Below are 24664 nucleotides of genomic sequence, written 5' to 3' on the forward strand. Positions count from 1 at the left end.
ACCCGCGCCGCAGGAAGCCCCCGCTCCCGCGCTCGCCACCAGCCCGCAGGGCGCGACCGAGATGGCTTCGGGTACCGGCGGCGAAGGCAGCGCGGCCAAGCCTGCCACCCCTGCCGCCGCGCCATCCGGCGGCCCGCAGGGCGGCGTCGATGGCGTGCGCTACGACCCGCCGCCGTCGGCGACGATGCACTACGCCAGCTTCGTCAACGGCGTGCAGAACCCCGACGGCCTGATCCGCTGGGAGCAGGACGGGAGCCGCTACCGGCTGGCGGGCGGAAACCNACCGGCTGGCGGTCGAAACCCGCGTCTTGTGGTTCCGCTTTGCCTTCCAGAGCGGCGGCGCGATGGCCGTGCAGGGACTGCTGCCGGAACGCTACGAGGAACGCCGCCGCAACAAGACCGAGACCTCGCGGTTCGATGCCGCGGCCGGCACCGCGGTGTTTGCCTCGGGCACGCAGGCGCCATTCCCGCCCGGCGCGCAGGACCGCTTCAGCGTATTCCTGCAGCTGGTGGGGCTGGTGCGCGGCAATCCGCAGCGATATGCCACCCCGGGAGTGACGGAAGCGTTCCTTGTGGCCGACACGCGGGATGTGGAACCCATGCAAGTGCAGTATGTTGGAGAGGACGAGATCGACACCGGCCACGGCGTGATACGCGCAAAGCACTTTGTGAGGCTGCAGCGCCGTGCCAATGACCGGCGCCGCGTCGAGCTGTGGCTGGCGCAGTCGCTCGGCTGGATGCCGGTGCGCCTGCGCCAGACCGAGCCCGACGGCACCCAGATCGACCTGGTGTACCGCGGCAAGGAAGGGCAGTAGGACCGCGGCGCGCGCCTCCCGACGCATCACCTGACCGAAAGGAGCCCAGCCATGACCGTTGCCACGCCACCCGCCGAAACCCAACGCATCCACGCCGAAGGCGCCGACCTGCACGTGCGCGTGGACGGGGCGGACGGGCCCTGGGTGATCCTGGCCCACGCCCTGGCTGCCGACCACACGCTGTGGGACGCCACCGCGCAGCACCTGGCGCGCCGCTATCGCGTGGTGCGCCCTGACATGCGCGGCCACGGTGCCAGCGACGCCCCGCTCGGGCCGTACACGATGACGCGGCTGGCCGACGACGTGGTCGCGGTGATGGACGCGCTGCAGATCCCCCAGGCGCATTTCTGCGGGATTTCCGTGGGCGGCATGATCGGGCAGACCATGGGGCTGCGCCATCCCGAGCGGCTGTTGTCGCTGGCGCTGGTGGCCACCAACAGCCAGACGCCGATGGAGGCGCACCCGATGTGGCACAACCGCATCGGCCAGGCCGAGGCCCATGGCATGGCCGGCATGGCCGATGCCACGCTCGGGCGCTGGCTGACGCCGGCTTTCCATGAGGCCCATCGCGACCAGGTGTCGCGCATTCGCGACAGGCTGGTGGCCACGCCGGTACGTGGATACGTGGGGGTGGCCGAGGCGATCATGGCTTTTGACCTCGCCGGCGCGCTTTCCCGCATTCATTGTCCTACGCTGGTAGTAGCGGGCGAGCAGGACCAGGGCGCAACCGTGGCGATGGCACAGAGCATCGCCGCGGCCATCCCCGGGGCCAGGCTCGAGGTAATGCCGCAAGCGGCGCACCTGGTGCACGTGGAGCAGCCCGAGCGCTTCCACGCCGCGCTGGACGCCTTTCTTGGGAATGCCGCATGCGGGGGGCAGTGCGACGTTCCGTGACAAGCAACACACTGATGTGGAAGGCTCAAGAAACTTGTTGCATTGGCCGATGCCCAATCCATGTAAGGCAGAAAATCGTGGCAACGAGGTGACCCGCACCAATAACTTGATTTCCCGCCGGTCACCCCAAGTTTGGAGGTAAAGCCGCGGCGCCCCCTCAAGGCATCAACTGAGGCAAGAACCACAAGGGCATGCCGCCCATCCATGACGCCCAGGAGGTGTGCCATGCAAATGATCTACAACAGCGACAACTACTGCATCGTGGAATTTGGTGCGGATGTCGATCAGGCGCCGCTTGAGTTTGGTGGCTATGAAATCGTCGACAAGAACCTGAAGCGCGAAATCTTCCTCGGCGGCCATCTGGCCGAGAGCTTCCGCGCCGACGTCAAACGCCTGATTGAAAGCGAGCCATCCGTGGAGGAAGTCGACGATTTTCTCGGCAAGTTCGACAATGTGATGATGCACCCGCTGGTGATGCACTGAGCGGCTTTGCCTGGAACGATCACGCCCGCTTCGGCGGGCGTTTTTGTTGGCGGCGGGCTGCGCTCAATACTGTTCCCACGGCAGCCCGTCATGGCGCCAGCCGTTGACCGTGTTGCGGTGGCGTTGCGCATCGAGGTCGCCCTCGAAGCCGTGCAGCACGAACTGGACGTTGGAGAAGCCCGCGCCCTCCAGTGCCCGCGCCGCCGCCGACGAGCGGTTGCCGCTGCGGCAGATCAGCAGCACCGGCCGCGCCGATGCCTGGCCCGCCAGTTTCTTCACCATCTGCACGAAATGCGGGTTGACCTCCCAGTCCGGGCCATCGTTCCAGGGGACGTTGTGCGCGCCCTTGGGATGGCCGACGAACAGGTATTCCATCTCGCTGCGGCAGTCGATAAAGAGCGTCTCGGGCGATTGCGCCAGCAGGTCCTGGGCGTCGGCGGGGGAGAGATGTTGCATGGCGGGCAAGGAAGGGGGCAGCGCGAAGCGCCCCGGGGCGGTGACGGTTACGTCTCTCAGTGTAGGCGCCACCGGGCCGGACAGGCAACCGCGGGCCACCGCGGGCAGCCGCAAGGCCTTGATACACCTGATAAAATCGTCCGTCTTTGGCCAGCATCGGCCACAGCAGCGGCCCGGCGCCGATCCAGCCATGGATACGCCGCAGGCCCGCCTTTCCAGAGTCCCCGCCATGAGTGCCCCTGAATCCACCGCGGCCGCGCCGCGCCTCTACACCCGGGCTGCCGAGTTGCCCCGGCTGCTGCAAGAACGCATCCTGATCCTGGATGGCGCCATGGGCACCATGATCCAGCGCTACAAGCTGACCGAGGCTGACTACCGCGGCGCGCGCTTCGCGGAACACAAGGTGGACGTCAAGGGCAACAACGAGCTGCTGCTGCTGACGCGCCCGCAGGTCATCAGCGAGATCCATGAGCAGTACCTGGCCGCCGGCGCCGACCTGATCGAGACCAACACCTTCGGCGCCACCGGCGTGGCGCAGGAAGACTACAAGATGGCGGACCTGGCGTACGAGATGAACGTCGAGGCTGCGCGCCTGGCCCGTGCCGCCTGCGACAAGTACAGCACGCCGGAGAAGCCGCGCTTTGTCGCCGGCGCCTTCGGCCCGACGCCCAAGACCGCCAGCATCTCGCCCGACGTGAACGACCCGGGCGCGCGCAACGTGACCTTCGAAGAGCTGCGCGATTCCTACTACGAACAGGGCAAGGGCCTGCTGGAAGGCGGCGCCGACGTGTTCCTGGTCGAGACCATCTTCGACACGCTCAATGCCAAGGCGGCGCTGTTCGCCATCGACCAGCTGTTCGAGGACACCGGCGAACGCCTGCCGGTGATGATCTCCGGCACCGTGACCGATGCCTCGGGCCGGATCCTGTCGGGCCAGACCGTGGAGGCGTTCTGGAACAGCCTGCGCCACGCCCGGCCGATCACGATCGGTCTGAACTGCGCGCTTGGCGCGACGCTGATGCGCCCCTATATCGCCGAACTGGCCAAGGTGTGCGATGCCGCGGTGTCGTGCTACCCCAACGCGGGTTTGCCGAACCCGATGAGCGACACCGGCTTCGACGAAACGCCGGAAGTCACTTCGTCGCTGGTGGAGGAATTCGCCGCTTCCGGCCTGGTGAACCTGGTGGGCGGCTGCTGCGGCACCACCCCCGAGCATATCGCCGCCATCGCCGAGCGCGTGGCCGACAAGAAACCCCGCACCTGGCCCGGCCAGTACCGCGACGCCGCCTGAGCCGGAGCCTGACAAAATGAGCGACAACCAACTGCCCCCGCGCCCGATGCGCCTGTCCGGCCTCGAGCCCTTCACCATCGACGACGACACGCTGTTCGTCAACGTCGGCGAGCGCACCAACGTGACCGGCTCCAAGGCCTTCGCGCGTATGATCCTGAACGGCCAGTTCGACGAGGCCCTGGTGGTGGCCCGCCAGCAGGTCGAGAACGGCGCGCAGATCATCGATATCAACATGGACGAGGCCATGCTGGACTCGAAGGCCGCCATGGTTCGCTTCCTGAACCTGATCGCCTCCGAGCCGGACATTGCGCGCGTGCCGATCATGATCGACTCGTCCAAGTGGGAAGTGATCGAGGCCGGCCTGCAGTGCGTGCAGGGCAAGCCAGTGGTCAACTCGATCTCGCTCAAGGAGGGCGAGGAACAGTTTCGCCACCACGCCGCGCTGATCCGCCGCTATGGCGCCGCCTCGGTGGTGATGGCCTTCGACGAGAAGGGCCAGGCCGACACCTTCCAGCGCAAGACCGAGATCTGCAAGCGCAGCTACGACATCCTGGTCAATGAAGTCGGCTTCCCGCCGGAAGACATCATCTTCGACCCGAATATCTTCGCGGTCGCGACCGGCATCGAGGAGCACAACAACTACGCGGTGGACTTCATCGAGGCCACGCGCTGGATCAAGCAGAACCTGCCGTACGCCAAGGTCAGCGGCGGCGTGTCCAACGTCTCGTTCTCGTTCCGCGGCAACGACTCGGTGCGCGAGGCGATCCACACCGTGTTCCTGTACCATGCCATCGGCGCGGGCATGGACATGGGCATCGTCAACGCCGGCCAGCTCGGCGTGTATGACCAGCTTGACCCCGAGCTGCGCGAGCGCGTGGAAGACGTGGTCCTGAACCGCCGCGAAGATTCCACCGACCGCCTGCTGGAGATCGCGGACCGCTTCAAGGGCGGCGGCGCGAAGAAGGAAGAAAACCTCGCCTGGCGCGGCACGCCCGAGCAGCCGGTGCCGGTGGGCGAGCGCCTGGCGCACGCTCTGGTGCATGGCATCACCACCTTCATCGTCGAAGACACCGAAGAGGTCCGCCAGCAGGTCGAGGCGCGCGGCGGCCGCCCGATCGAGGTGATCGAAGGCCCGCTGATGGATGGCATGAACATCGTCGGCGACCTGTTCGGCGCGGGCAAGATGTTCCTGCCGCAGGTGGTCAAGAGCGCGCGCGTGATGAAGCAGGCGGTGGCACACCTGCTGCCCTACATCGAGGAAGAAAAGCGCCTGCTGGCCGAAGCCGGCGGCGACGTCAAGGCGCGCGGCAAGATCGTGATCGCCACCGTGAAGGGCGACGTGCACGACATCGGCAAGAACATCGTGTCGGTGGTGCTCCAGTGCAATAACTTCGAAGTGGTCAACATGGGCGTGATGGTCCCGTGCAACGAGATCCTGGCCAAGGCCAAGGTCGAGGGCGCGGACATCGTCGGGTTGTCGGGCCTGATCACGCCGTCGCTTGAAGAGATGGCTTATGTCGCCTCGGAGATGCAGCGCGACGACTACTTCCGCGTGAAGAAGATCCCGCTGCTGATCGGCGGCGCCACCACCTCGCGCGTGCATACCGCGGTCAAGATCGCGCCCAACTACGAAGGCCCGGTGGTGTACGTGCCGGATGCCTCGCGCTCGGTCAGCGTGGCGTCGAGCCTGCTGTCGGATGAAGGCGCGGCCAAGTACCTGGACGATCTGAAGACCGACTACGACCGCATCCGCACCCAGCACGCCAACAAGAAGGCCACGCCGATGGTGACGCTGGCGCAGGCGCGCGCCAACAAGACCCCGATCGACTGGAGCAGCTACGTGCCGCCCAAGCCCAAGTTCATCGGCCGGCGCGTGTTCCGCAACTACGACCTGGCGGAACTGGCCAACTACATCGACTGGGGCCCGTTCTTCCAGACCTGGGACCTGGCCGGCAAATACCCCGACATCCTCAACGACGAGATCGTCGGCGAGTCGGCGCGCAAGGTGTTCTCGGACGGCAAGGCGATGCTGTCGCGCCTGATCCAGGGCCGCTGGCTGACCGCCAACGGCGTGATCGCGCTGCTGCCGGCCAATACCGTCAACGATGACGATATCGAGATCTACACCGACGAGACCCGCAGCAAGGTCGCGCTGACCTGGCACAACCTGCGCCAGCAGAGCGAGCGTCCGGTGGTGGATGGCGTGCGCCGCCCGAACCGTTGCCTGGCTGACTTCGTGGCACCGAAGGACAGCGGCATTGCCGATTACGTCGGCCTGTTCGCCGTGACCGCGGGCCTGGGCGTGGAGAAGAAGGAAGCGCAGTTCGAAGCCGACCATGACGACTACAGCGCGATCATGCTCAAGGCGCTGGCCGACCGCTTCGCCGAAGGCTTTGCCGAGTGCCTGCACGAACGCGTGCGCAAGGACTTGTGGGGCTATGACGCCGGCGAGCAGCTCAGCAACGAGCAGCTGATCGCCGAGTCATACCGCGGCATCCGCCCGGCGCCGGGCTACCCGGCGTGCCCGGAGCACACCGTCAAGGGCCCGATGTTCGAGTTCCTCGACGCTCCCGAGATCGGCATGGGCATCACCGAGTCGCTGGCGATGACGCCGGCCGCATCGGTGAGCGGCTTCTACCTGGCGCATCCGCAGTCGACCTACTTCACCATCGGCAAGATCGGCCAGGACCAGCTCGACGACATGGCGGCGCGCCGCCACGAGGACCGCGCCACGCTGGAGCGCGCGCTGGCGCCCAACCTGTAACCGGGTGCGACGGCAGGGCGGCAGGGGCGGCGGCATGGCCCCGCCGCCAGCCCGTTGATGCAACAGGGAAAACCACTGCAGGCGGCCGGCAAAGCCGTGCCGGGGCGATGTGCCAGGCGCCTCACAACTCCTTACAGAGGCTTTCAACTCCTCACAGACCGGCGCAGTCCGGCTCCCTAGACTGAGGGCTCGATACACGCAATCACCAGCGTGATCACCGCGGCGAATGTTTCGCCGTGGGGCATCCTGAAAGGAGTCTGTCCATGAAGAAACTGCTGCTCTCCCTGTCCGCTCTGTCGATCGCTGCCGCTTCCTCGCTGGCCATGGCCCAAGGCACCGGCGTATCCGTTGGCACGAAGGCCGATGTCGGCGCATCGGTGACCACACCCTCTCCCGCCGCTGCAGCGCAGGGCGGCCTGAACACTGCCGGCAGCGCCGCCACGGGTGCCGCAGGCGCGGCCGAAAAGGGTCTGTCGACCGCGGGCGCGGCCACCGAAAAGGGTCTGTCGGCAGCAGGCTCCGCCGCTGACAAGGGCCTGTCCACCGCCGGCGCGGCCGTCGACAAGGGGGTTGGCACCGCCGCCGACGCCACCGGCGGCGCCAAGGCAGACGCCGGCAGCAAGTCCAAGCGTGACAAGCATGACAAGCACGCCGCCAAGTCGACCAAGAAGGCCAAGACCGACGCGAGCGTGGGCGTGAGCGCCGGTGCCGACGCGGGTGCCAAGGCGCAGTAACGTGCTGCGCTAGTCCACAGTCACTGGCCACTAGCGACTAGCCTCGGCCTCTTGCCAGTGCCGGCGGCGCCAGCGCCCTCCAGGAAGTTTCAGCACTGACGCGCCGCAGCAAAGCGGGACGGATCACCTCCGTCCCGCTTTGCGTTTGTGCGCGGTGACCCGCCGCGCGATGTGCCGTGCACGCGTTCTGGCCGCGCCTCATGTCAGCCTGACACCGACAGCCCGCGCCCGCGCCCGGCACTACAATGACATCAACGCAAGCGGTTCCGCCTGCACCCGACTGCACCGGGCATGTGCCGGTCTGTTCAACCCAGTGGAGCCCACATGATCCGCATCCTGATCGCTGACGATCACGAGATTGTGCGTGCCGGGCTGCGCCAGTTCCTTTCCGAAGAGCCCGACATCCAGGTGACAGGCGAGGCCGGAAGCGGCGACCAGGTCATGGCGCAGTTGCGCGATGCCGAGTTCGATGTGCTGGTCCTGGATATCTCGATGCCCGACCGCAACGGCATCGACGTGCTCAAGCTGATCCGTCAGCGCAAGCCCGAATTGCCGGTCCTGATCCTGTCGACCTACCCGGAAGACCAGTACGCGATCAACCTGATCCGTGCCGGGGCTTCTGGCTACCTGACCAAGGAAAGCGCCCCGGACGACTTGGTCAAGGCCATCCGCACGGTGGCCCAGGGCCGCCGCTACGTGAGCGCCACCGTGGCCGACCTGCTGATCGGCGGGCTCGACAAGCCGACCGAGCAGCCGGTGCACCAGATGCTGTCGGAGCGTGAGTTCCAGATCTTCTGCAAGCTGTCGCGGGGGCAGTCGGTGTCGGTGATTGCCGATGAACTGTTTCTCAGCGTCAAGACCGTCAGTACCTATCGTTCCCGCATTCTCGAGAAAATGGGCATGAAGACCAACGCTGACCTGACCTATTACGCCATCAAGAACGGCCTGGTCGAATAACAGCCCGCGATGGTGGGCCGCACCGGACGAGGACCAGCAATACATAACATGTCGGAGCAGGCTTCGAACACTTCCTACCGGGCGCTGAGCATACTGCTGATTGAAGACTCGGCGGTCCTGCGAGGCATGCTGCTCGAATACCTGAAGGATTTCCCGTTCATCGAGAACGTGGACTGGGCCGATACCGAAGCCATGGCCCTGCGGCTGCTCGCCGCCGGCAAGTACGATGTGGTCATCGTCGACCTGCAGCTGCGCCAGGGCAACGGCATCAATGTGCTGCGCGCGATGCAGCGCAACGGCACCGGCGCGGTGCGCATCGTCTACACCAACCACGCCCAGGTCAGCATGTACCGCCGCCAGTGCGCCGAGGCCGGCGCGGACTACTTCTTCGACAAGTCGCTCGAGCTCGAGCAGGTGTTCCGCGTGATCGAGGAGCACGCCGCGCCGGCGCCCTGAGCCGGGCCAGCACCTCGTTCCCTCATCATTCCCTGCCTGCCGGTGCGCGTCAGGCGCGCGCCGGCTCCTGGTTTTCCGGCGCCTCTGCCGGCGCCAGCACCGCTTCCGTCAGCGGCACCTCGATGCGGATGCGCACGCCCGCCTGCGCCGAGGAATCGATCTGCATGCTGCCGCCCAGCGCGGTAACGCGCTGCTCCATGCCCAGCAGCCCGTGGTGGCCGGCGGTGCTGCCGGCGTCGAAGTCCGCCGGCAGGCCCTTGCCGTCGTCGCGCACGGTCAGCGTCAGCAGGCTGTCCTGGCAGGCCAGGCTGACATCGATGTGCCTGGCTTCAGAGTACTTGCTGGCATTGGTCAGCGATTCCTGCACGATCCGGTACAGCGCGATCGCGGCCTCGTCGCGCAGCGCCGGCAGGTCTTCCGGCACGCTGACATTGGTCTCCCAGTCATTGCGCGCCCCCACTTCCTCGACCAGCTGGCACACCGCCGCGCGCAGGCCCAGGTTCAGCAGCACCGTGGGGCGCAGGTCCTCGATCAGGCGGCGCTTGATCTGGATGCCCTGGTCCACGTGCAGCATCACGCGCGTGAGGCGCTCGGCCGCCACCGGATGGTCCTCCTGCACCTTGCGGCGCACCCAGTGCAGGTCCAGCTTGATCGCGGTCAGGATGGCGCCCAGTTCGTCGTGCAGTTCGCGCGCCAGGCGTGTCTTTTCGTCCTCGGTCACGCGCTGCAGGTGGGCGGCCAGCGCCGACAGCTGGCGCGTGCGTGCGCGCACCTTGCGGTCCAGCCGCACGCTTTCCTCTTCCAGCTGGGTGCGCACCGCCTCGGCCATCGACAGGCGCTTGGCGTGGCCCACGCCCACCGCCGTCATCAGGATGATGTTGATGGCGGTGAGCAGGCCGATGCCGTAGCGCGACAGCTGCACGTCGTTCTCGGCGCCTTCCAGCCGGTGCGAGACCGCGCCGGCCTCGCGCGCCTGCAGCTGGTCCAGGCCGCGGCGCGCGTTGTCCATGGTCTCTTTGCCGTAGTCGGTGCGGATCAGGTCCAGCGCCACTTCCAGGTCGCGCTTGCCGTACACCAGCGTCAGCGCCATCTCGTTGAGCTTGCTGTTGATCAGCTTGGAGGTGTCGCTGAACTGCTTCAGGCCTTCGGGATCGTTGGCATAGCCGGCGCGGATCTGCGCCATCAGTTCGGCGATGCGCGGCAGGGCCTTGTAGTACGGCTCCAGGTAGCTTTCCTTGCCGGTCAGCAGGAAGCCGCGCTGGCCGGCCTCAGCATTGACCAGCTCGCCGTTGAGCGCGGCCAGCTCGGTCTGCACGCGCTGCGAGCGGATCACGTCGGTATAGCTTTCGCGCAGGCGGATATTGCCGGTTTCCGACGCCACCAGCACCGCCAGCGTCAGCAGGATGCCGCCCGCCAGCAGCAGCGTGTGGGGGAGAAAGGACTGCTTGAACATGGGCAATTCCTGTGTAGTGAAGGCGCGCCGCTCGCCCGCCGCAGCGCCAGGGAGCGCCCATGGAATCACATCGATCGCCATGGGTCAACCTTGAAGCCGGGTCCGCGCGGGCGTTGTCCGGGTGCTTGTAGGACTCGGCTGACAGCGGAATCGGCTCGCTGTCAGTATTGGTGCGCGGGCTGGCTTTCTACGATGAGGCTATGAGCTTGCACCCGTTGGCGCAAGCCCTCACATGGGCCCAGCCAGTGCGCCTGGCGTGGTCCGATTGCTTCGGGAGCCTAGCCATGCTGCAATATGCACTCGTATTTTTCGTCATCGCCCTGATCGCCGCGATCTTCGGCTTCGGCGGAATTGCCGCCGGCGCCGTGGAAATCGCCAAGATCCTGTTCTTCATCTTCTTGGTCGTGGCGCTGGTCGCCGCGGTGATGGGCCTGGTCCGCAGGGGGCGATGACACCGGCCGCGAGCCGTTTTGCCCCACCGCCGACCGAAACTGAGGAGACCGTATGCTGACGCAGAACCCGAAAGTCAGGAAGGAACTGAACCACCTGTCCGACAGTGCCGACAGTGCCATCCGCCATATCAGGCATGCTGCGCGCGACACGCGCGATGCGGCAGCGCCGGTATCCGGCGAGGTCAAGGCGCTGATCGCCCAGCTGGAGCACACCATCGAAGTGCTGGCGCGCGAGGGCTCTGCCGAGAGCATGCGCGCCGGGCAGCGCCTGCGCGAGCGGGCCACCGACATGGCCCATCGGCTGCGCGCCCAGACCACCGACGGCATGATGCGCGCCCGCGAGCGCATGGATGGTGCGGTAGAACACGCTCAGCACCGCGTGGCCGAGTCGCCGCTGAAGGCGGTGGCGATCGCGGCGGCCGTGGGGGCGCTGATCGGGCTGCTGCTGGCCAATGGCCGGCGCCATTCAGAGGAGGATTAGGCCCGCCCCCAGCCACCAGACTTACTGGGATCCGCCTGGCACGCCGGGCGAGTCCTGCAAGGGATTCCCCCGTTTTCCGGAATCCTCGTCCGGAAGCCCGGCAGCCCACTGCGGTGCCGGGCGTTTTTTTGGGCGCGCGGCGATCCGTGCCGCACGCAACCGGGTGTCTGTTCCCGTCACACCCCCCACATCACGTTGGCCCCCTCACGCTGGGAGGCACGCAGCATGTCCAGGAACGGGTAGGCGCGCTGGCCCAGGTGCAGCGGTTCTTCCTCGTCCTCGTCGTTGCCGGTGTCCGCTTCGACGGCCGAGCTGGCGGGATGGGTCTTGGCATCGGCGACCGCGGCTTCCAGCTTGTGGATCGCGGTTGGAAGCTCTTCTACGGTGATCACCCCTCGTTCCCCGAGGCGCTTGCCGATGATGCCCAGCAGCGTCATCGCCAGATCCTTCATCATGATCAGGTCCTGCGCGGCGTGGGATTTGAAGGTGATCAGCATGATGTGTTTTCCTTTCACGGAGAGGCGGGGGGCGTTCCCGGGGGCGGGAAGTCTCGCTGATTTTGGCCCGGATTGTGGCCCGGGGCCATCCTCGCGCATGATGTCAGCATAGCACCTGATAAAATTCGGCGTTCCCGATTCCAATGCCTGTCACGCGGTGCGGTGCGGCGTTCACTGTTCCTTTGCCGTCACATGCCGCCTTCCGGGCGACGGCGCCGCCCAAGGCGGTGCCTGAATACCTTGCCCACAGGGCTTCCGACATCCATGCTGCCTGTTCAGACCTCCAATCTTGCCGCCGCGTTCACCGATGCGGTGCGCGCGCTCGCCCCGGCCGATGCCACCCTGCCCGCCGTCACCTTCGAGCGGCCCAAGATGGCCGCCCACGGCGATCTTGCCTGCAACGTCGCCATGCAGGTCGCGCGCGCGCTCAAGAGCAATCCGCGCGAGCTGGCCCAGCGCATCGTCGATGCCGTGCAGGCCGACGCGCGCGCGCAGGGCTTGGTCCAGGCCATGGAGATTGCCGGCCCCGGCTTCATCAACCTGCGCCTGACCCCGGCCGCCAAGGCCGACGTGCTGCGCGCGGTACTGTCCGAGGGCGATCACTACGGCGCGCGCGAGCGCGGCGTGCACGGCCAGGTGCTGGTGGAGTTCGTCTCGGCCAACCCGACCGGCCCGCTGCACGTCGGCCACGGCCGCCAGGCGGCGCTGGGCGATGCGCTGGCCAACCTGCTGTCGTGGCAGGGCTTCCACGTGCACCGCGAGTTCTACTACAACGACGCCGGCGTGCAGATCCAGACCCTGGCGCTGTCGGTGCAGGCGCGCGCGCGCGGCCTCAAGCCGGGCGACGCCAGCTGGCCCGAGGCCGCCTACAACGGCGACTACATCGCCGACATCGCCGCCGACTTCCTGGCTGGCAAGACTGTCAGCGCCTCGGACGGCGAGCCCGTGACTGCGTCGGGCAACGTCGAGGACATCGACTCGATCCGCAAGTTTGCCGTCACCTACCTGCGCAACGAGCAGGACATCGACCTGCAGGCCTTTGGCGTCAAGTTCGACCGCTATTACCTGGAGTCGTCGCTGTACAGCGACGGCCGCGTCGAAGCCGCGGTGCAGTCGCTGGTCGGCAAGGGCAAGACCTACGAGAGCGAGGGGGCGCTGTGGCTGCGCACCACCGACGACGGCGACGACAAGGACCGCGTGATGAAGAAGAGCGACGGCACCTATACGTACTTCGTGCCGGACGTCGCCTACCACACCACCAAGTGGGAGCGCGGCTTCACCAAGGTCATCAACGTGCAGGGCAGCGACCACCACGGCACCATCGCGCGCGTGCGCGCCGGCCTGCAGGGCCTGGACATGGGCATCCCGCAGGGCTACCCGGACTACGTGCTGCACAAGATGGTCACCGTGATGAAGAACGGCGAGGAGGTCAAGATCTCCAAGCGCGCCGGCTCCTATGTCACCGTGCGCGACCTGATCGAATGGTCCAACGGCGGCGACGAGACCATCCGCGGCTGCCTGGAACAAGGTGTCGCCGACTGGCCCGGGCACTTCACCCGCGGCCGCGACGCGGTGCGCTTCTTCCTGCTGTCGCGCAAGGCCGATACCGAGTTCGTGTTCGATGTCGACCTGGCGCTCAAGCAGAACGACGAGAACCCGGTGTACTACGTGCAGTACGCCCACGCCCGCATCTGCTCGATCTTCGAGTCGTGGGGCGGCGCGGACTGGGAAGCCCGCCTGGCCGAGCTGGCCGGCGCCGACCTGTCCGCCGTGACCGGCCCCGAAGCCAGCGCCCAGGCGCAGGCGCTGGGACAGCGCCTGGCCGAGTTCCCGGACATGCTGTCGGCCGCCGCCGCCGAGCTGGCGCCGCACGCGGTCGCGTTCTACCTGCGCGACCTGGCCGGCGACTTCCACACCTTCTACAACGCCGACCGCGTGCTGGTGGACGACGAGGCCGTCAAGCGCGCCCGGCTGGCGCTGCTGGCTGCCACGCGCCAGGTGCTGCGCAACGGCCTGGCGGTGATCGGCGTGTCCGCCCCGCGCCGCATGTAAGCAGGCGTCCGGCGTCCCCCGCGCCGTCCGGCCCCGGGGACGATGCCAGTGCTGCCGTTGGCGGCGCTGGCCCTATAATCCCGGCATCACCGAAGAGGACTTCATGCAACAGCAACGCAAGCGCGAGTCGCGCCATGTCCGCCGCAACCAGCAACGCGGCGGTACGTTCCTGGGCCTGGTGCTCGGGCTGATCGTCGGGCTGGCCATCGCCGTGGTGGTCGCCCTGTACATCACCAAGTCGCCGACCCCGTTCCAGCAGAAGAGTGCCCCGCGCCCGAGCGAGCCGGGCAATGTCACCAGCCAGCTGCCGCCGCCGGCCCAGCGCGCCGACGAGGGTCCGAGCGACCCCAACAAGCCGCTGTGGAGCAAGACCCCGGCCAAGCCGGTGGGCCAGGCGCCCGAGCCGGAACCGAAGCAGAATGGCCAGCATGGCCAGAACGGCCAGCAACCCCCGGTGGCCGTCGCCCGTCCGGCCGAGAAGCCGGTGGAAAAGCCCGTGGAGAAGCCGGCTGACAAGCCCGTCGCCAGCAAGCCGGCCGAGAAGCCGGTGGCCGACCCGATCGCCGAGATCGCCCAGGCCGACGCCAACAAGGTGGGCTACCTGCTGCAGGTGGGCGCGTTCCGCTCGTCGGACGACGCCGACCGCCAGAAGGCCAACCTGGCGATGCAGGGCTTCGAAGCCAGGATCACCGAACGCGACGTGAACGGCGTCAAGATGTACCGGGTGCGCCTGGGGCCGTTCAACCGCATCGAAGACATGAACAAGGCACGCGACCGGCTGCAGACGTCCGGCTTCGAGGCCTCGGTGATCCGCTTCACCAAGCAGTAAGCCGGACCGCAGGGTCAGGCGTTATTCCGGTCGTGCCGGCGGCACTGGCAGTAATTGCCGGTAACCGCCGCAACACGTTGTCACCAGAAGCGGCCGGCGTTCCGCTGAACCGGACGCCGCCGCCGCTGTCATACGCTCATCGTCCAAACCGCAAGGCCGCACCAAGATGAAAAAACTCGCCGCACTGTTCGCCATGTTCGCCGCCGTGGGCGGCCTGCTGATGTCCGCCCCGTCCCGGGCGGCGCCCGCCGAGGGCAAGGAATACCAGGTCCTGAAGGCGGCCCAGCCGGTCGCCGCGGGCAAGATCGAGGTGACCGAGTTCTTCTGGTACGGCTGCCCGCACTGCTACGATTTCGAGCCGGACCTGGAAGCCTGGGTCAAGAAGCAGGGCAGCAACGTGGTCTTCAAGCGCGTGCCGGTCGCGTTCCGTGACGACCTGCTGCCGCACACCAAGATCTTCTATGCGCTGGAAGCCATCGGCAAGCTCGACGCCATGCACAACAAGGTCTTCAACGCCATCCACGTGGACCGCAAGCGCATGACGGACCCCAACGAGATCGCCGACTTCATGGCCAAGAACGGCGTGGACCGCAAGGCCTTCCTGGATGCATACAACTCATTCACGGTGACCACCAATTCGCAGCGCGCCAACAAGATCGCCGACGCCTACAAGATCGACGGCGTGCCGACCGTGGTGGTGCAGGGCAAGTACGTGACCTCGCCGTCGATTGCCGGCAACAAGCAGGGCGCCGTCCAGACCATGGATTACCTGGTGGAGCAGGTGAAGGCGAAGAAGATGTAATTTGCTGGCGACCTTCGCAAGCCGAGGGTTATCCAACACCTGTAGCAAGCCAAACGGCTGGTATCCTGTACCAGCCGTTTTTTTTTCAGACTGCAACCCTGCCTTCATGCGTCCCCTCAAAGTCTTCCTCACCGGCGCCTCCAGCGGCCTGGGCCAGGCTCTCGCGCGCGAATATGCGTCGCAAGGCGCCATCCTCGGGCTGGTGGCGCGCCGCGAGGACGCGCTGCGCGAGTTTGTCGCCACGTTGCCCAACCCGGGCGCGGTGCGCGTCTACGGCGCCGATGTGCGCGATGCCGACGCCATGGCGCGTGCCGCTGAAGACTTCCTCGGCCATTTCGGCTGTCCGGACGTGGTGATCGCCAATGCCGGGGTCTCGGTCGGCACCGTCGCCAGCGAGCGCGAGGACCTCGACGCCTTCCGCCAGGTGATGGATACCAACTGGTTCGGCGTGCTGACCACCTTCCAGCCGTTCATGCATGCGATGCAGGCGCGCGAGCCCGGCCACTTCGGGCGCCGCGGCACGCTGGTGGGCATTGCCAGCGTCGCCGGCGTGCGCGGGCTGCCGGGCGCGGGCGCCTACAGCGCGTCCAAGTCGGCGGTGATCAAGCTGCTGGAAAGCCTGCGGCTGGAGCAGCGCGCGCACGGCATCCGCGTGGTCACGATCGCGCCCGGCTATATCCGCACGCCGATGACCGCGCACAACCCGTACCGCATGCCGTTCCTGACCGATGCCGACGTGTTCGCGCGCAAGGCCGTGCGCGTGATCGCGGCAGGACGGCGGTTCCGCGTGATTCCGTGGCCGATGGGCGTGGTGGCGGCGCTGCTGCACGTGATGCCGCGCTGGCTCTACGATGCGCTGGCCGCGGGCGCCCCGCGCAAGCCGCGGCGCGCCGAGCCGCCGCAGGAGCCCTGACCATGTGGCGCGACGCCATCGGCCAGCAGCATGCCGCCGCCAGCGGGGTGGTGCGGATCGCGTCGCTGGTGCCGTCGGTGACGGAGTTGCTGTTCGCACTCGGGATGGCCCGGCAGATGGTGGCGCGCACCGGCTTCTGCATCCACCCGGAACCGGCCGTGCGCGCGGTGCCCAAGGTGGGCGGCACCAAGGACGTGAACGTGGCGCGGCTGCGCGAGTTGGCGCCCACGCACGTGGTGGTCAATATCGATGAGAACCGGCGCGAGACCGTGGACGAGATCCGCGCGTTCGTGCCCAATGTGATCGTCACCCACCCGTGCGCGCCGGAAGACAACCTCGGGCTGTACCAGCTGCTGGGCGGCATCTTCGGCTGCCACGCAGAGGCCGAGGCGCTATGCACGGCGCTGCAGGTGCAGCTCGATGCCATCCGCGTGCGCCCGTGGCCGGCGCGCCGCGTGCTGTATGCGATCTGGCAGGACCCGTGGATGACGGTATCGCGCGACACCTATATCAGCCGCATGCTGGCGCTTGCCAACTGGCACACGTGGCCGGACGGCGGCGCTGCATTGCAAGCCTGCGTGGGCGGCGACTGCAGCCGCCCCAACGCGCCCGGCGAGCGCTATCCCACCTTCCGCTGGAGCGACGCGCTGGTGCGTGAGCTCGACCTGGTGCTGCTGTCGACCGAGCCCTACCGCTTCACCGAAGACCATGCCGACGCGCTCGAGCGCCAGCTTGGCAAGCCGGTGCTGCTGATCGACGGCGAGATGCTGTCCTGGTACGGCAGCCGCGCCATCGACGGGGTGCGCTACCTGGCGGCACTGGCGGCCGCCAACTAAGCCAGTCAGGCCGCGCGGAAGCGGATCACGCCGTCGTCGCCGGTTTCCCGCACCAGCTCGCCGCGGTGCCACAGGCAGTGCAGGTGGGCCAGCGACTCGCCCATGGCGAAGGTCATCTGGTGGATGTCGAACTGGCGCTTGAAGATCACGCTGACGATGTCGTGCGCGCTGCAGGCCTTCTCGCCGCAGGCTTCGAGCGTTTCGGCGAGGCGGTCGGCATGGTGCTCGCGCAGCTGCATGATGCGGGTATGCAGGTTGCGGAAGGGGCGGCCATGCGAGGGCAGGATCAGCACGTCCTGCGGCAGCGGCTCATACTTGCCGAGCGAATCCAGGTAGAGCTGCAGCGAATTGCCTTCGGGCTCCATGTCGAACACGCTGACATTGGTCGAGATGCGCGGCAGCACCATGTCGCCGGAGATCAGCACATTGGTGGCTTCGTTGTACAGCGCCACGTGCTCGGGCGAATGGCCGAAGCCGGTGATCACGCGCCAGGCAGAGGTCGCCGCATCGGTGCCGATCCGCACCGTGTCGCCCTCCAGCATGCGGCGGTACTGCGCCGGCAGGTCCGGCACCAGCGACGGGTAGTAGGTCTTGCGCGCGCGCAGCTTTTCCTGGCTGTCGGCATCGGTCAGGCCGTGCAGCGCGAAGTGCGCGGCGGCCGCGTCGCCGCCCGCGCTGGAGCCGGCACCGGTGCCGCTGCCCATCACGCGCGCGCTCATGTAGTCGCCCAGGCTCATCCACAGCCGCACGCCGAAGCGCTTGCACAGCCAGTGCGCCAGGCCGACGTGGTCGGGGTGGCTGTGCGTCACCAGCACGCGCACCACCGGCAGGCCTTCCAGCTCATTGGCGAAGATGGTTTCCCAGTGGCCCTTGATGATATCGTTGGTGATGCCGCAGTCGATGATGGTCCAGCCGTCGCGGCCGTCCAGGCGGTCGCGCAGCAGCCACAAGTTGATATGGTCGAGCGCGAACGGCAGCGGCATGCGCAGCCAGTAGACGCCGGGGGCGACTTCCTGCTTGGAGCCGGGCTCGGGCATGGTGTCGCCGAACGGGTATTGGAGCTGGTGTTCGAGTGCGTTCATGAGGAGTCTCGTGGTCGAAGCCTGGCGCGGGGGCGCGGGCTTTCTCGTTCTGCCGGCACGCCAAGCATCGAGCAGGGGCGTGCAAGCACCGGTTGCCAGCCGATCTGGTTGACGCTAACGTAAACGTCAATCATACGGGTTCGTTTCCATCTTAAGCGAAAACTTGACTTCACAACGAACGACCGTTCACTTTCTTTGGGCAGGCTATGTCAGCGACGCCAGCGGCGGCTTCCGCCACCTACACCATCACCGACCTTGCGCGTGAGTTCGACATCACGCCGCGGGCCATCCGTTTCTACGAGGACCAGGGCCTGCTGTCGCCGGAGCGCGAAGGGCCAGGCGGGCGCAAGCGTGTCTACAACGGCCGTGAACGGACCCGGCTGAAGCTCACGCTGCGCGGCAAGAGGTTGGGGCTTACTCTCAATGAGATCCGCGAGATCCTTGATCTCTACGAGTCTCCGCGCGACACCGCCCCGCAACTGGAGCGCTTCCTGCACTCGCTCGCGGCGCACCGGCGCACGCTGGAGCGGCAGATGGAAGACCTGCAGGCACAACTGGCCGAGATCGACCAGCATGAGCGGCAGTGCAGGGCCTTGCTGGCCGCGCAGACCGGCAAGCAGCAGCCGGCCACGGAAGGCGGCGATGCGCCGGCCCGGACCACCGCCGCCTGAAGCGCCACTTCCACCGGCATCCGTGCCGGATGGGATTGACGTTTACGTAAACGTCAATAGAATACCCGGACAGCGCGCGCAGCCTGTGGCTGCCCGGCGACCCAACGTTTTCACACCGGAACTCCGCCATGACGTCATCCAACGCCAGTGCCGTACCCGCTGAACCAGGATCGCTGTCCGCCGCGCGCGCCGACGCCATCGCCACCAGCTTTTCCCGCCAGGGGCTGATGACCACCTTTGGCGCGACCCTGCGGCGGGTGGAGCGCGGCGAGGTCGAGCTGGCGATGCCGTGGTCCGACGGCGTGACCCAGCAGCACGGCTTCTTCCACGGCGGCGCGGTGGGTGCGCTGGCAGACAGCGCCTGCGGCTACGCCGCGCTGACGATGGTGGGCGAAGATGAGGCGGGCCTGACCGCCGAGTACAAGATCAACCTGCTGTCCCCCGCCCAGGGCGAACGCCTGGTGGCGGTGGGGCGGGTCCTCAAGCCCGGGCGCACGCTGATCGTGGCGCAGGGCGATGTCTATGTCGAGCAGGACGGCCGCCGCAAGCAGGTGGCTACCATGCTGATGACGCTGTGCGTGGTCAAGACACTGGGCCACGTCTGAACTGACGGCTCCGGCCATCCAACCGGAACCCGACACACATACCGATTCCAAACAGGAGACCATCATGACCGAACTGCCAGGCCTGAAATTCGATCTGGGCGAAGACATCGAGATGCTGCGCAACTCCGTGCGCGACTGGGCCCAGGCCGAACTGGCCCCGCGCGCCGGCGAGATCGACCGCACCGACCAGTTCCCGATGGACGCCTGGAAGAAGATGGGCGACCTGGGCGTGCTGGGCATCACGGTGGCCGAGGAATACGGCGGCGCCAACATGGGCTACCTGGCGCACATGATCGCGATGGAGGAAATCAGCCGCGCCTCGGCGTCTGTCGGCCTGTCCTATGGCGCGCACTCCAACCTGTGCGTGAACCAGATCCACCGCAACGGCACCGCCGCACAGAAGGCCAAATACCTGCCCAAGCTGGTCTCGGGCGAATGGATCGGCGCGCTGGCGATGAGCGAACCCAATGCCGGCTCCGACGTGGTCAGCATGAAGCTGCGCGCCGAGCTCAAGGGCGACCGCTACGTGCTCAACGGCACCAAGATGTGGATCACCAACGGCCCGGACTGCGACGTGCTGGTGGTCTACGCCAAGACCGAGCCCGAGCTGGGCGCGCGCGGCATGACCGCCTTTATCGTCGAGAAGGGCATGAAGGGCTTCTCGGTGGCGCAGAAGCTGGACAAGCTGGGCATGCGCGGCTCGCACACCGGCGAACTGGTGTTCCAGGACGTGGAAGTGCCGGTCGAGAACATCCTTGGCGCCGAGAACGGCGGCGCCAAGGTGCTGATGAGCGGGCTGGACTATGAGCGCGCGGTGCTGTCCGGCGGCCCGGTCGGGATCATGCAGGCGTGCATGGACGTGGTCACCCCGTATATCCACGACCGCAAGCAGTTCGGCCAGAGCATCGGCGAATTCCAGCTGATCCAGGGCAAGGTGGCAGACATGTACACCACGCTGCAGGCGGCGCGCAGCTACCTGTACACGGTCGGCAAGAACCTGGACGCGCTGGGCAGCGGCCACGTGCGGCAGGTGCGCAAGGACTGCGCCGCGGTGATCCTGTACACCGCCGAGAAGGCCACCTGGATGGCGGGCGAGACCGTGCAGATCCTGGGCGGCAACGGCTATATCAACGAATACCCGGCTGGCCGCCTGTGGCGCGACGCCAAGCTGTACGAGATCGGCGCCGGCAGCTCGGAAATCCGCCGCATGCTGATCGGCCGCGAGCTGTTCGCGGAGACCATGTAAAGCGCAAGGGGGCGCCGAAATCACCCGGAGCCCCCGCCCGAACCCCATTACAATCTCAGTACCCGTCGCAAGACCTCTCGCAGTATTGCCCCCGGCCCCCGTCGACCCATGTCCCACTTCCCCAAACTGCTCTCCTCGCAGATTGCCTTCGATGTGGCGAGAACGATGCTCGACGGGTTCGACAAGCATTACCGCCTGTTCCGCGAGGTCAGCCACCAGGCCAAGCTCAAGTTCGAGGCCGGCGACTGGCACGGGCTGCAGCAGATCCAGCGCGACCGCATTGCGTTCTACAACGAGCGCGTGCGCGAATCGAGCGTGATCCTGGAAGACGAGTACGACGCCGAGAACATCGAGGACGAGATCTGGCAGCAGATCAAGCTGCACTACATCGGCCTCCTGACCAACCACCACCAGCCCGAGCTGGCCGAGACCTTCTTCAACTCGGTCTGCACGCGCATCCTGCACCGCTCGTACTTCAACAACGATTTCATCTTCGTGCGCCCGGCGATCTCGACCGAGTACATCGAGAACGAGGAATCGCCCACGCGCCCGACCTTCCGCGCCTACTATCCGGGCAGCCGCGAGGGCATGGCCGCGTGCTTCGAGCGCATCGTGCACAACTTCCAGCTGGAATCCCCGTTCGAGGACCTGCAGCGCGACATCGGCTACGTGGTGCGCGCGGTCAGCGAGCATTTCGGCGACCTGCGCATCGCGCCGAATTTCCAGGTCCATACGCTGTCGTCGCTGTTCTTCCGCAACAAGTCGGCCTTCATCATCGGCCGCATCCTGAACGGCGACCGCACTTTCCCGCTGGCGATCCCGATCGTGCACGGCCCCGGCGGCAAGCTGGCGCTGGACACGGTGCTGCTGAAGAAGGAACAGCTGCTGATCCTGTTCTCGTTCACGCACTCCTATTTCATGGTCGACATGGAGATCCCGTCGGCCTACGTGACCTTCCTGCGCGACATCATGCCGCGCAAGCCGCGCGCCGAGATCTATACCTCGCTGGGCCTGCAGAAGCAGGGCAAGAACCTGTTCTACCGCGATTTCCTGCACCACCTGCAGCATTCGTCGGACAAGTTCATCGTTGCACCCGGCATCCGCGGGCTGGTGATGCTGGTGTTCACGCTGCCGTCGTACCCGTACGTGTTCAAGGTTATCAAGGACTTTTTCCCGGCGCCCAAGGAAACCACGCGCGAGCTGGTCAAGTCCAAGTACCAGCTAGTCAAGCAGCACGACCGCGTGGGCCGCATGGCGGATACGCTGGAGTACTCCGACGTGGCCTTTCCACGCTCGCGCTTCGACGATGCGCTGGTGCGCGAGTTCGAGCAGCACGCGCCGTCGATGATCGAGTACCAGCGCGGCAAGGACGGCGGCGAAGAGATCGTGGTGCGCCACGTCTATATCGAGCGCCGCATGACGCCGCTGAACATCTACCTGACGGAGGGCACTGACGAGCAGGTCGAGCACGGCGTGATCGAATATGGCAACGCCGTCAAGGAGCTGATCGCAGCGAACATCTTCCCGGGAGACATGCTGTACAAGAACTTCGGCGTCACGCGCCACGGGCGCGTGGTGTTCTACGACTACGACGAGATCGAGTACCTGACCGACTGCAACATCCGCGACGTGCCGCAGCCGCGCAACGAGGAAGAGGAGATGTCGGGCGAGGTCTGGTACACGGTGCGTCCGCACGATATCTTTCCCGAGACCTTCCGCACCTTCCTGCTGGGCGACACGCGCGTGCGCGCGGCGTTCCTGCGCCATCATGCGGATTTTTTCGACCCTGCCATGTGGCAGAGCCATAAGGACCGGCTGCTGGCCGGACATGTTCATGACTTCTTTGCCTATCACAGTTCAGAGCGATTCATTCACCGCTACGGCGAAGCTGGCGGCGCGCAAGGTGCCGCTGCCGTTCCCGATCCTGGTCCCGCAAGGAGGGTCGCATGACTGACGCCATTGCCCAGCTGTTCCGCAACAACCGCGAGTGGGTCGACCGCGTCAACGCCGAAGACCCCACCTTCTTCATGCGCCTGGCCAACCAGCAGGCGCCCGAGTACCTGTGGATCGGCTGCTCCGATTCGCGCGTGCCGGCCAACCAGATCCTGGGCCTGGCCCCGGGCGAGGTGTTTGTCCACCGCAATATCGCCAACGTGATCGCGCACAGCGACCTGAACGCGCTGGCGGTGATCCAGTTCGCGGTAGAGGTGCTCAAGGTGCGCCATATCACCGTGGTGGGCCACTACGGCTGCGGCGGTGTCAAGGTCGCGCTCAAGCGCGAGCGCATCGGCCTTGCCGACAACTGGCTGCGCCATGTGCGCGACGTGGCCGACAAGCACGAGGCCTATCTGGGCACGCTTCTGCGCGAAGACGACGCCCATACCCGCCTGTGCGAGCTCAATGTGATCGAGCAGGTCAACAACGTCTGCCAGACCACCGTGCTCCAGGACGCCTGGACCCGCGGCCAGGCCGTGACCGTGCATGGCTGGGTCTACGGCGTGTCCGACGGCCTGCTGCGCGACCTGGGCATGGCCGCCAGCAGCAACGACGAACTGCACGAGCAGCTGGCCGCGGCCTACCGCCAGTACGGCGATCCGCCGCAGGCGTCGATCCGCTGACCGGACCCACCCGACACCGCATCTTCATACACCGATCCAGGAGACCCGACATGGAAGAGATCGTCATCGTTTCAGCCGCCCGCACGCCGATGGCTGCGTTCCAGGGCGAATTCGCCAGCGTCACCGCGCCGCAGCTGGGCGCCGTGGCCATCCGCGCCGCCGTCGAGCGCGCCGGCCTGAAGCCCGAGCAGGTGGAAGAAGTGGTGTTCGGCTGCGTGCTGCCGGCCGGCCAGGGCCAGGCCCCGGCGCGCCAGGCCGCGCTGGGCGCGGGCCTGCCGCTGGGCGTGGGTTGCACCACCGTCAACAAGATGTGCGGCTCGGGCATGCGCGCGGCCATGACCGTCTACGACGGGCTGATCGCGGGCTCGTTCGATATCGCCATTGCCGGCGGCATGGAGAGCATGACCAATGCGCCGTACCTGATCCCCAAGGGCCGCGGCGGCTACCGCATCGGCCACGGCATGGTCTACGACCACATGATGCTGGACGGCCTGGAAGACGCCTATGACAAGGGCCGCGCCATGGGCACCTTTGGCGAAGACTGTGCGGCGAAGTACGGCTTTACCCGCCAGCAGCAGGACGAATTCGCGATGGAAAGCGTGCGCCGCGCGCAGCAGGCCACCGAGAACGGCGACTTCCGCTGGGAGATCGCGCCGGTGACCGTGTCTGGCAAGGGCGGCGACACCGTGATCGACACCGATGAAGGCCCGCGCCGCATCAAGCTCGACAAGATCCCCTCGCTCAAGCCCGCCTTTGCCAAGGACGGCACCATCACCGCCGCCTCGTCGTCGTCCATCAACGACGGCGCCTCGGCGCTGGTGATGATGCGCGCCTCCACCGCGAAGCAGCTGGGCCTGCAGCCGATCGCACGCATGCTCGGCCACACCACCCACGCGCAGGCGCCGGGCTGGTTCACCACCGCGCCGGTGGAAGCGATTTCCAAGCTGTACCGCAAGCTGGACTGGACCACCGACAGCGTCGACCTGTTCGAGATCAACGAGGCCTTCGCCGTGGTGCCGATGGCGGCCATGCATGACCTCAAGATCCCGCGCGACAAGGTCAATATCCACGGGGGCGCCTGCGCGCTGGGCCACCCGATCGGCGCCTCGGGCGCGCGCATCATGACCACGCTGATCGGCGCGCTGCGCAAGACCGGCGGCAAGCGCGGGGTGGCGAGCCTGTGCATTGGTGGTGGCGAGGCGACTGCGGTGGGGATCGAGATCCTGTAACGCGTTCCTTCCCGCTTGTTTTCTCCCCTCTCCCGCTTGCGGGAGAGG

Annotated in this window: 25 protein-coding genes; 21 read left to right on the plus strand and 4 right to left on the minus strand. The window is 66.8% G+C overall.

Annotated elements, in window-relative coordinates:
- The first annotated feature begins 308 nt into the window (after positions 1–308).
- From CF68_RS15750 to CF68_RS15760, 3 genes are all read left to right on the plus strand, one after another.
- Positions 309–815, plus strand: coding sequence for a DUF3108 domain-containing protein (locus CF68_RS15750; RefSeq protein WP_235205786.1), 507 nt, complete (start codon positions 309–311; stop codon positions 813–815).
- 51 nt (positions 816–866) lie between these two features.
- Complete coding sequence (locus CF68_RS15755; RefSeq protein WP_035820341.1) at positions 867–1709, plus strand: alpha/beta fold hydrolase; 843 nt, start codon at positions 867–869, stop codon at positions 1707–1709.
- Between the two features lie 225 nt (positions 1710–1934).
- The gene (locus CF68_RS15760) at positions 1935–2192 is read left to right on the plus strand and encodes a DUF3567 domain-containing protein (RefSeq protein WP_010812891.1); all 258 of its coding nucleotides are present in this window, start codon (positions 1935–1937) and stop codon (positions 2190–2192) included.
- Positions 2193–2255: 63 nt separating this feature from the next.
- On the opposite strand, the gene CF68_RS15765 is transcribed toward CF68_RS15760, so the two are convergent.
- Positions 2256–2648 (minus strand): rhodanese-like domain-containing protein, encoded by a 393-nt coding sequence (locus CF68_RS15765; protein WP_010812890.1) that lies wholly within the window; start codon positions 2646–2648, stop codon positions 2256–2258.
- Positions 2649–2877: 229 nt separating this feature from the next.
- Here CF68_RS15765 and CF68_RS15770 point away from each other — a divergent pair, with 229 nt between their 5' ends.
- The 5 genes from CF68_RS15770 (at position 2878) to CF68_RS15790 (ending at position 8850) form a co-directional block, all read left to right on the plus strand.
- Complete coding sequence (locus tag CF68_RS15770) at positions 2878–3939, plus strand: homocysteine S-methyltransferase family protein (RefSeq protein WP_035820344.1); 1062 nt, start codon at positions 2878–2880, stop codon at positions 3937–3939.
- A 16-nt stretch (positions 3940–3955) separates the two neighbouring features.
- Positions 3956–6703, plus strand: a complete 2748-nt coding sequence (metH, locus tag CF68_RS15775) for a methionine synthase (RefSeq protein ID WP_035820347.1) — start codon at positions 3956–3958, stop codon at positions 6701–6703.
- Positions 6704–6966: 263 nt separating this feature from the next.
- Positions 6967–7437: a hypothetical protein gene (locus tag CF68_RS15780; RefSeq protein WP_035820349.1), complete on the plus strand. Its 471-nt coding sequence runs from the start codon at positions 6967–6969 to the stop codon at positions 7435–7437.
- A gap of 324 nt (positions 7438–7761) precedes the next feature.
- On the plus strand, positions 7762–8394 hold the full coding sequence (locus CF68_RS15785; RefSeq protein WP_010812886.1) for a response regulator transcription factor: 633 nt from the start codon (positions 7762–7764) through the stop codon (positions 8392–8394).
- A 48-nt stretch (positions 8395–8442) separates the two neighbouring features.
- Positions 8443–8850, plus strand: a complete 408-nt coding sequence (locus CF68_RS15790; protein ID WP_035820351.1) for a response regulator — start codon at positions 8443–8445, stop codon at positions 8848–8850.
- A gap of 49 nt (positions 8851–8899) precedes the next feature.
- On the opposite strand, the gene CF68_RS15795 is transcribed toward CF68_RS15790, so the two are convergent.
- Positions 8900–10303, minus strand: coding sequence for a CHASE3 domain-containing protein (locus CF68_RS15795; RefSeq protein WP_035820353.1), 1404 nt, complete (start codon positions 10301–10303; stop codon positions 8900–8902).
- A 284-nt stretch (positions 10304–10587) separates the two neighbouring features.
- On the opposite strand from CF68_RS15795, the gene CF68_RS36255 reads away from it, so the two are divergent.
- Positions 10588–10755 carry a DUF1328 domain-containing protein gene (locus CF68_RS36255; protein ID WP_010812883.1) on the plus strand — a complete coding sequence of 56 codons (168 nt, stop codon included), beginning with the start codon at positions 10588–10590 and terminating at the stop codon, positions 10753–10755.
- Positions 10756–10807: 52 nt separating this feature from the next.
- Positions 10808–11236 carry a DUF883 family protein gene (locus CF68_RS15805; protein WP_010812882.1) on the plus strand — a complete coding sequence of 143 codons (429 nt, stop codon included), beginning with the start codon at positions 10808–10810 and terminating at the stop codon, positions 11234–11236.
- A 176-nt stretch (positions 11237–11412) separates the two neighbouring features.
- Here the strand turns inward: CF68_RS15805 and CF68_RS15810 are convergent, their stop codons facing one another.
- Positions 11413–11733 (minus strand): DUF1840 domain-containing protein, encoded by a 321-nt coding sequence (locus CF68_RS15810; protein WP_035820355.1) that lies wholly within the window; start codon positions 11731–11733, stop codon positions 11413–11415.
- Positions 11734–11997: 264 nt separating this feature from the next.
- Here CF68_RS15810 and argS point away from each other — a divergent pair, with 264 nt between their 5' ends.
- The 5 genes from argS to CF68_RS15835 all read left to right on the plus strand — a co-directional run bounded on the left by argS (position 11998) and on the right by CF68_RS15835 (position 17165).
- Entirely contained in the window at positions 11998–13785 is a 1788-nt protein-coding gene (argS, locus tag CF68_RS15815; protein ID WP_035820357.1) for an arginine--tRNA ligase, read from the plus strand.
- A gap of 103 nt (positions 13786–13888) precedes the next feature.
- Positions 13889–14614: an SPOR domain-containing protein gene (locus tag CF68_RS15820; RefSeq protein ID WP_035820359.1), complete on the plus strand. Its 726-nt coding sequence runs from the start codon at positions 13889–13891 to the stop codon at positions 14612–14614.
- Positions 14615–14780: 166 nt separating this feature from the next.
- Positions 14781–15416 carry a thiol:disulfide interchange protein DsbA/DsbL gene (locus CF68_RS15825; protein WP_035820361.1) on the plus strand — a complete coding sequence of 212 codons (636 nt, stop codon included), beginning with the start codon at positions 14781–14783 and terminating at the stop codon, positions 15414–15416.
- Between the two features lie 106 nt (positions 15417–15522).
- Positions 15523–16329 carry an SDR family oxidoreductase gene (locus CF68_RS15830; RefSeq protein ID WP_035820363.1) on the plus strand — a complete coding sequence of 269 codons (807 nt, stop codon included), beginning with the start codon at positions 15523–15525 and terminating at the stop codon, positions 16327–16329.
- A gap of 2 nt (positions 16330–16331) precedes the next feature.
- A complete protein-coding gene (locus CF68_RS15835; protein ID WP_035820365.1) occupies positions 16332–17165 on the plus strand; it encodes a helical backbone metal receptor in 834 nt (277 codons plus the stop codon).
- Positions 17166–17170: 5 nt separating this feature from the next.
- Here the strand turns inward: CF68_RS15835 and CF68_RS15840 are convergent, their stop codons facing one another.
- Positions 17171–18247, minus strand: a complete 1077-nt coding sequence (locus tag CF68_RS15840; RefSeq protein ID WP_035820367.1) for an MBL fold metallo-hydrolase — start codon at positions 18245–18247, stop codon at positions 17171–17173.
- A gap of 206 nt (positions 18248–18453) precedes the next feature.
- Here CF68_RS15840 and CF68_RS15845 point away from each other — a divergent pair, with 206 nt between their 5' ends.
- From CF68_RS15845 to CF68_RS15870, 6 genes are all read left to right on the plus strand, one after another.
- Entirely contained in the window at positions 18454–18918 is a 465-nt protein-coding gene (locus CF68_RS15845) for a MerR family DNA-binding transcriptional regulator (RefSeq protein ID WP_035820369.1), read from the plus strand.
- Positions 18919–19046: 128 nt separating this feature from the next.
- On the plus strand, positions 19047–19523 hold the full coding sequence (locus tag CF68_RS15850) for a PaaI family thioesterase (protein ID WP_035820372.1): 477 nt from the start codon (positions 19047–19049) through the stop codon (positions 19521–19523).
- A 64-nt stretch (positions 19524–19587) separates the two neighbouring features.
- A complete protein-coding gene (locus CF68_RS15855) occupies positions 19588–20769 on the plus strand; it encodes an isovaleryl-CoA dehydrogenase (protein WP_035820374.1) in 1182 nt (393 codons plus the stop codon).
- A gap of 108 nt (positions 20770–20877) precedes the next feature.
- The gene (aceK, locus tag CF68_RS15860) at positions 20878–22719 is read left to right on the plus strand and encodes a bifunctional isocitrate dehydrogenase kinase/phosphatase (protein WP_035820376.1); all 1842 of its coding nucleotides are present in this window, start codon (positions 20878–20880) and stop codon (positions 22717–22719) included.
- Positions 22716–23387, plus strand: a complete 672-nt coding sequence (gene can, locus CF68_RS15865) for a carbonate dehydratase (RefSeq protein WP_035820378.1) — start codon at positions 22716–22718, stop codon at positions 23385–23387. The genes aceK and can overlap by 4 nt, the downstream gene beginning before the upstream one ends.
- A 50-nt stretch (positions 23388–23437) precedes the next feature.
- A complete protein-coding gene (locus CF68_RS15870) occupies positions 23438–24616 on the plus strand; it encodes an acetyl-CoA C-acetyltransferase (protein ID WP_035820380.1) in 1179 nt (392 codons plus the stop codon).
- The last annotated feature ends 48 nt before the right edge of the window (positions 24617–24664 follow it).

The organism is Cupriavidus sp. SK-4, from assembly GCF_000611125.1.
GTDB lineage: Bacteria > Pseudomonadota > Gammaproteobacteria > Burkholderiales > Burkholderiaceae > Cupriavidus > Cupriavidus necator.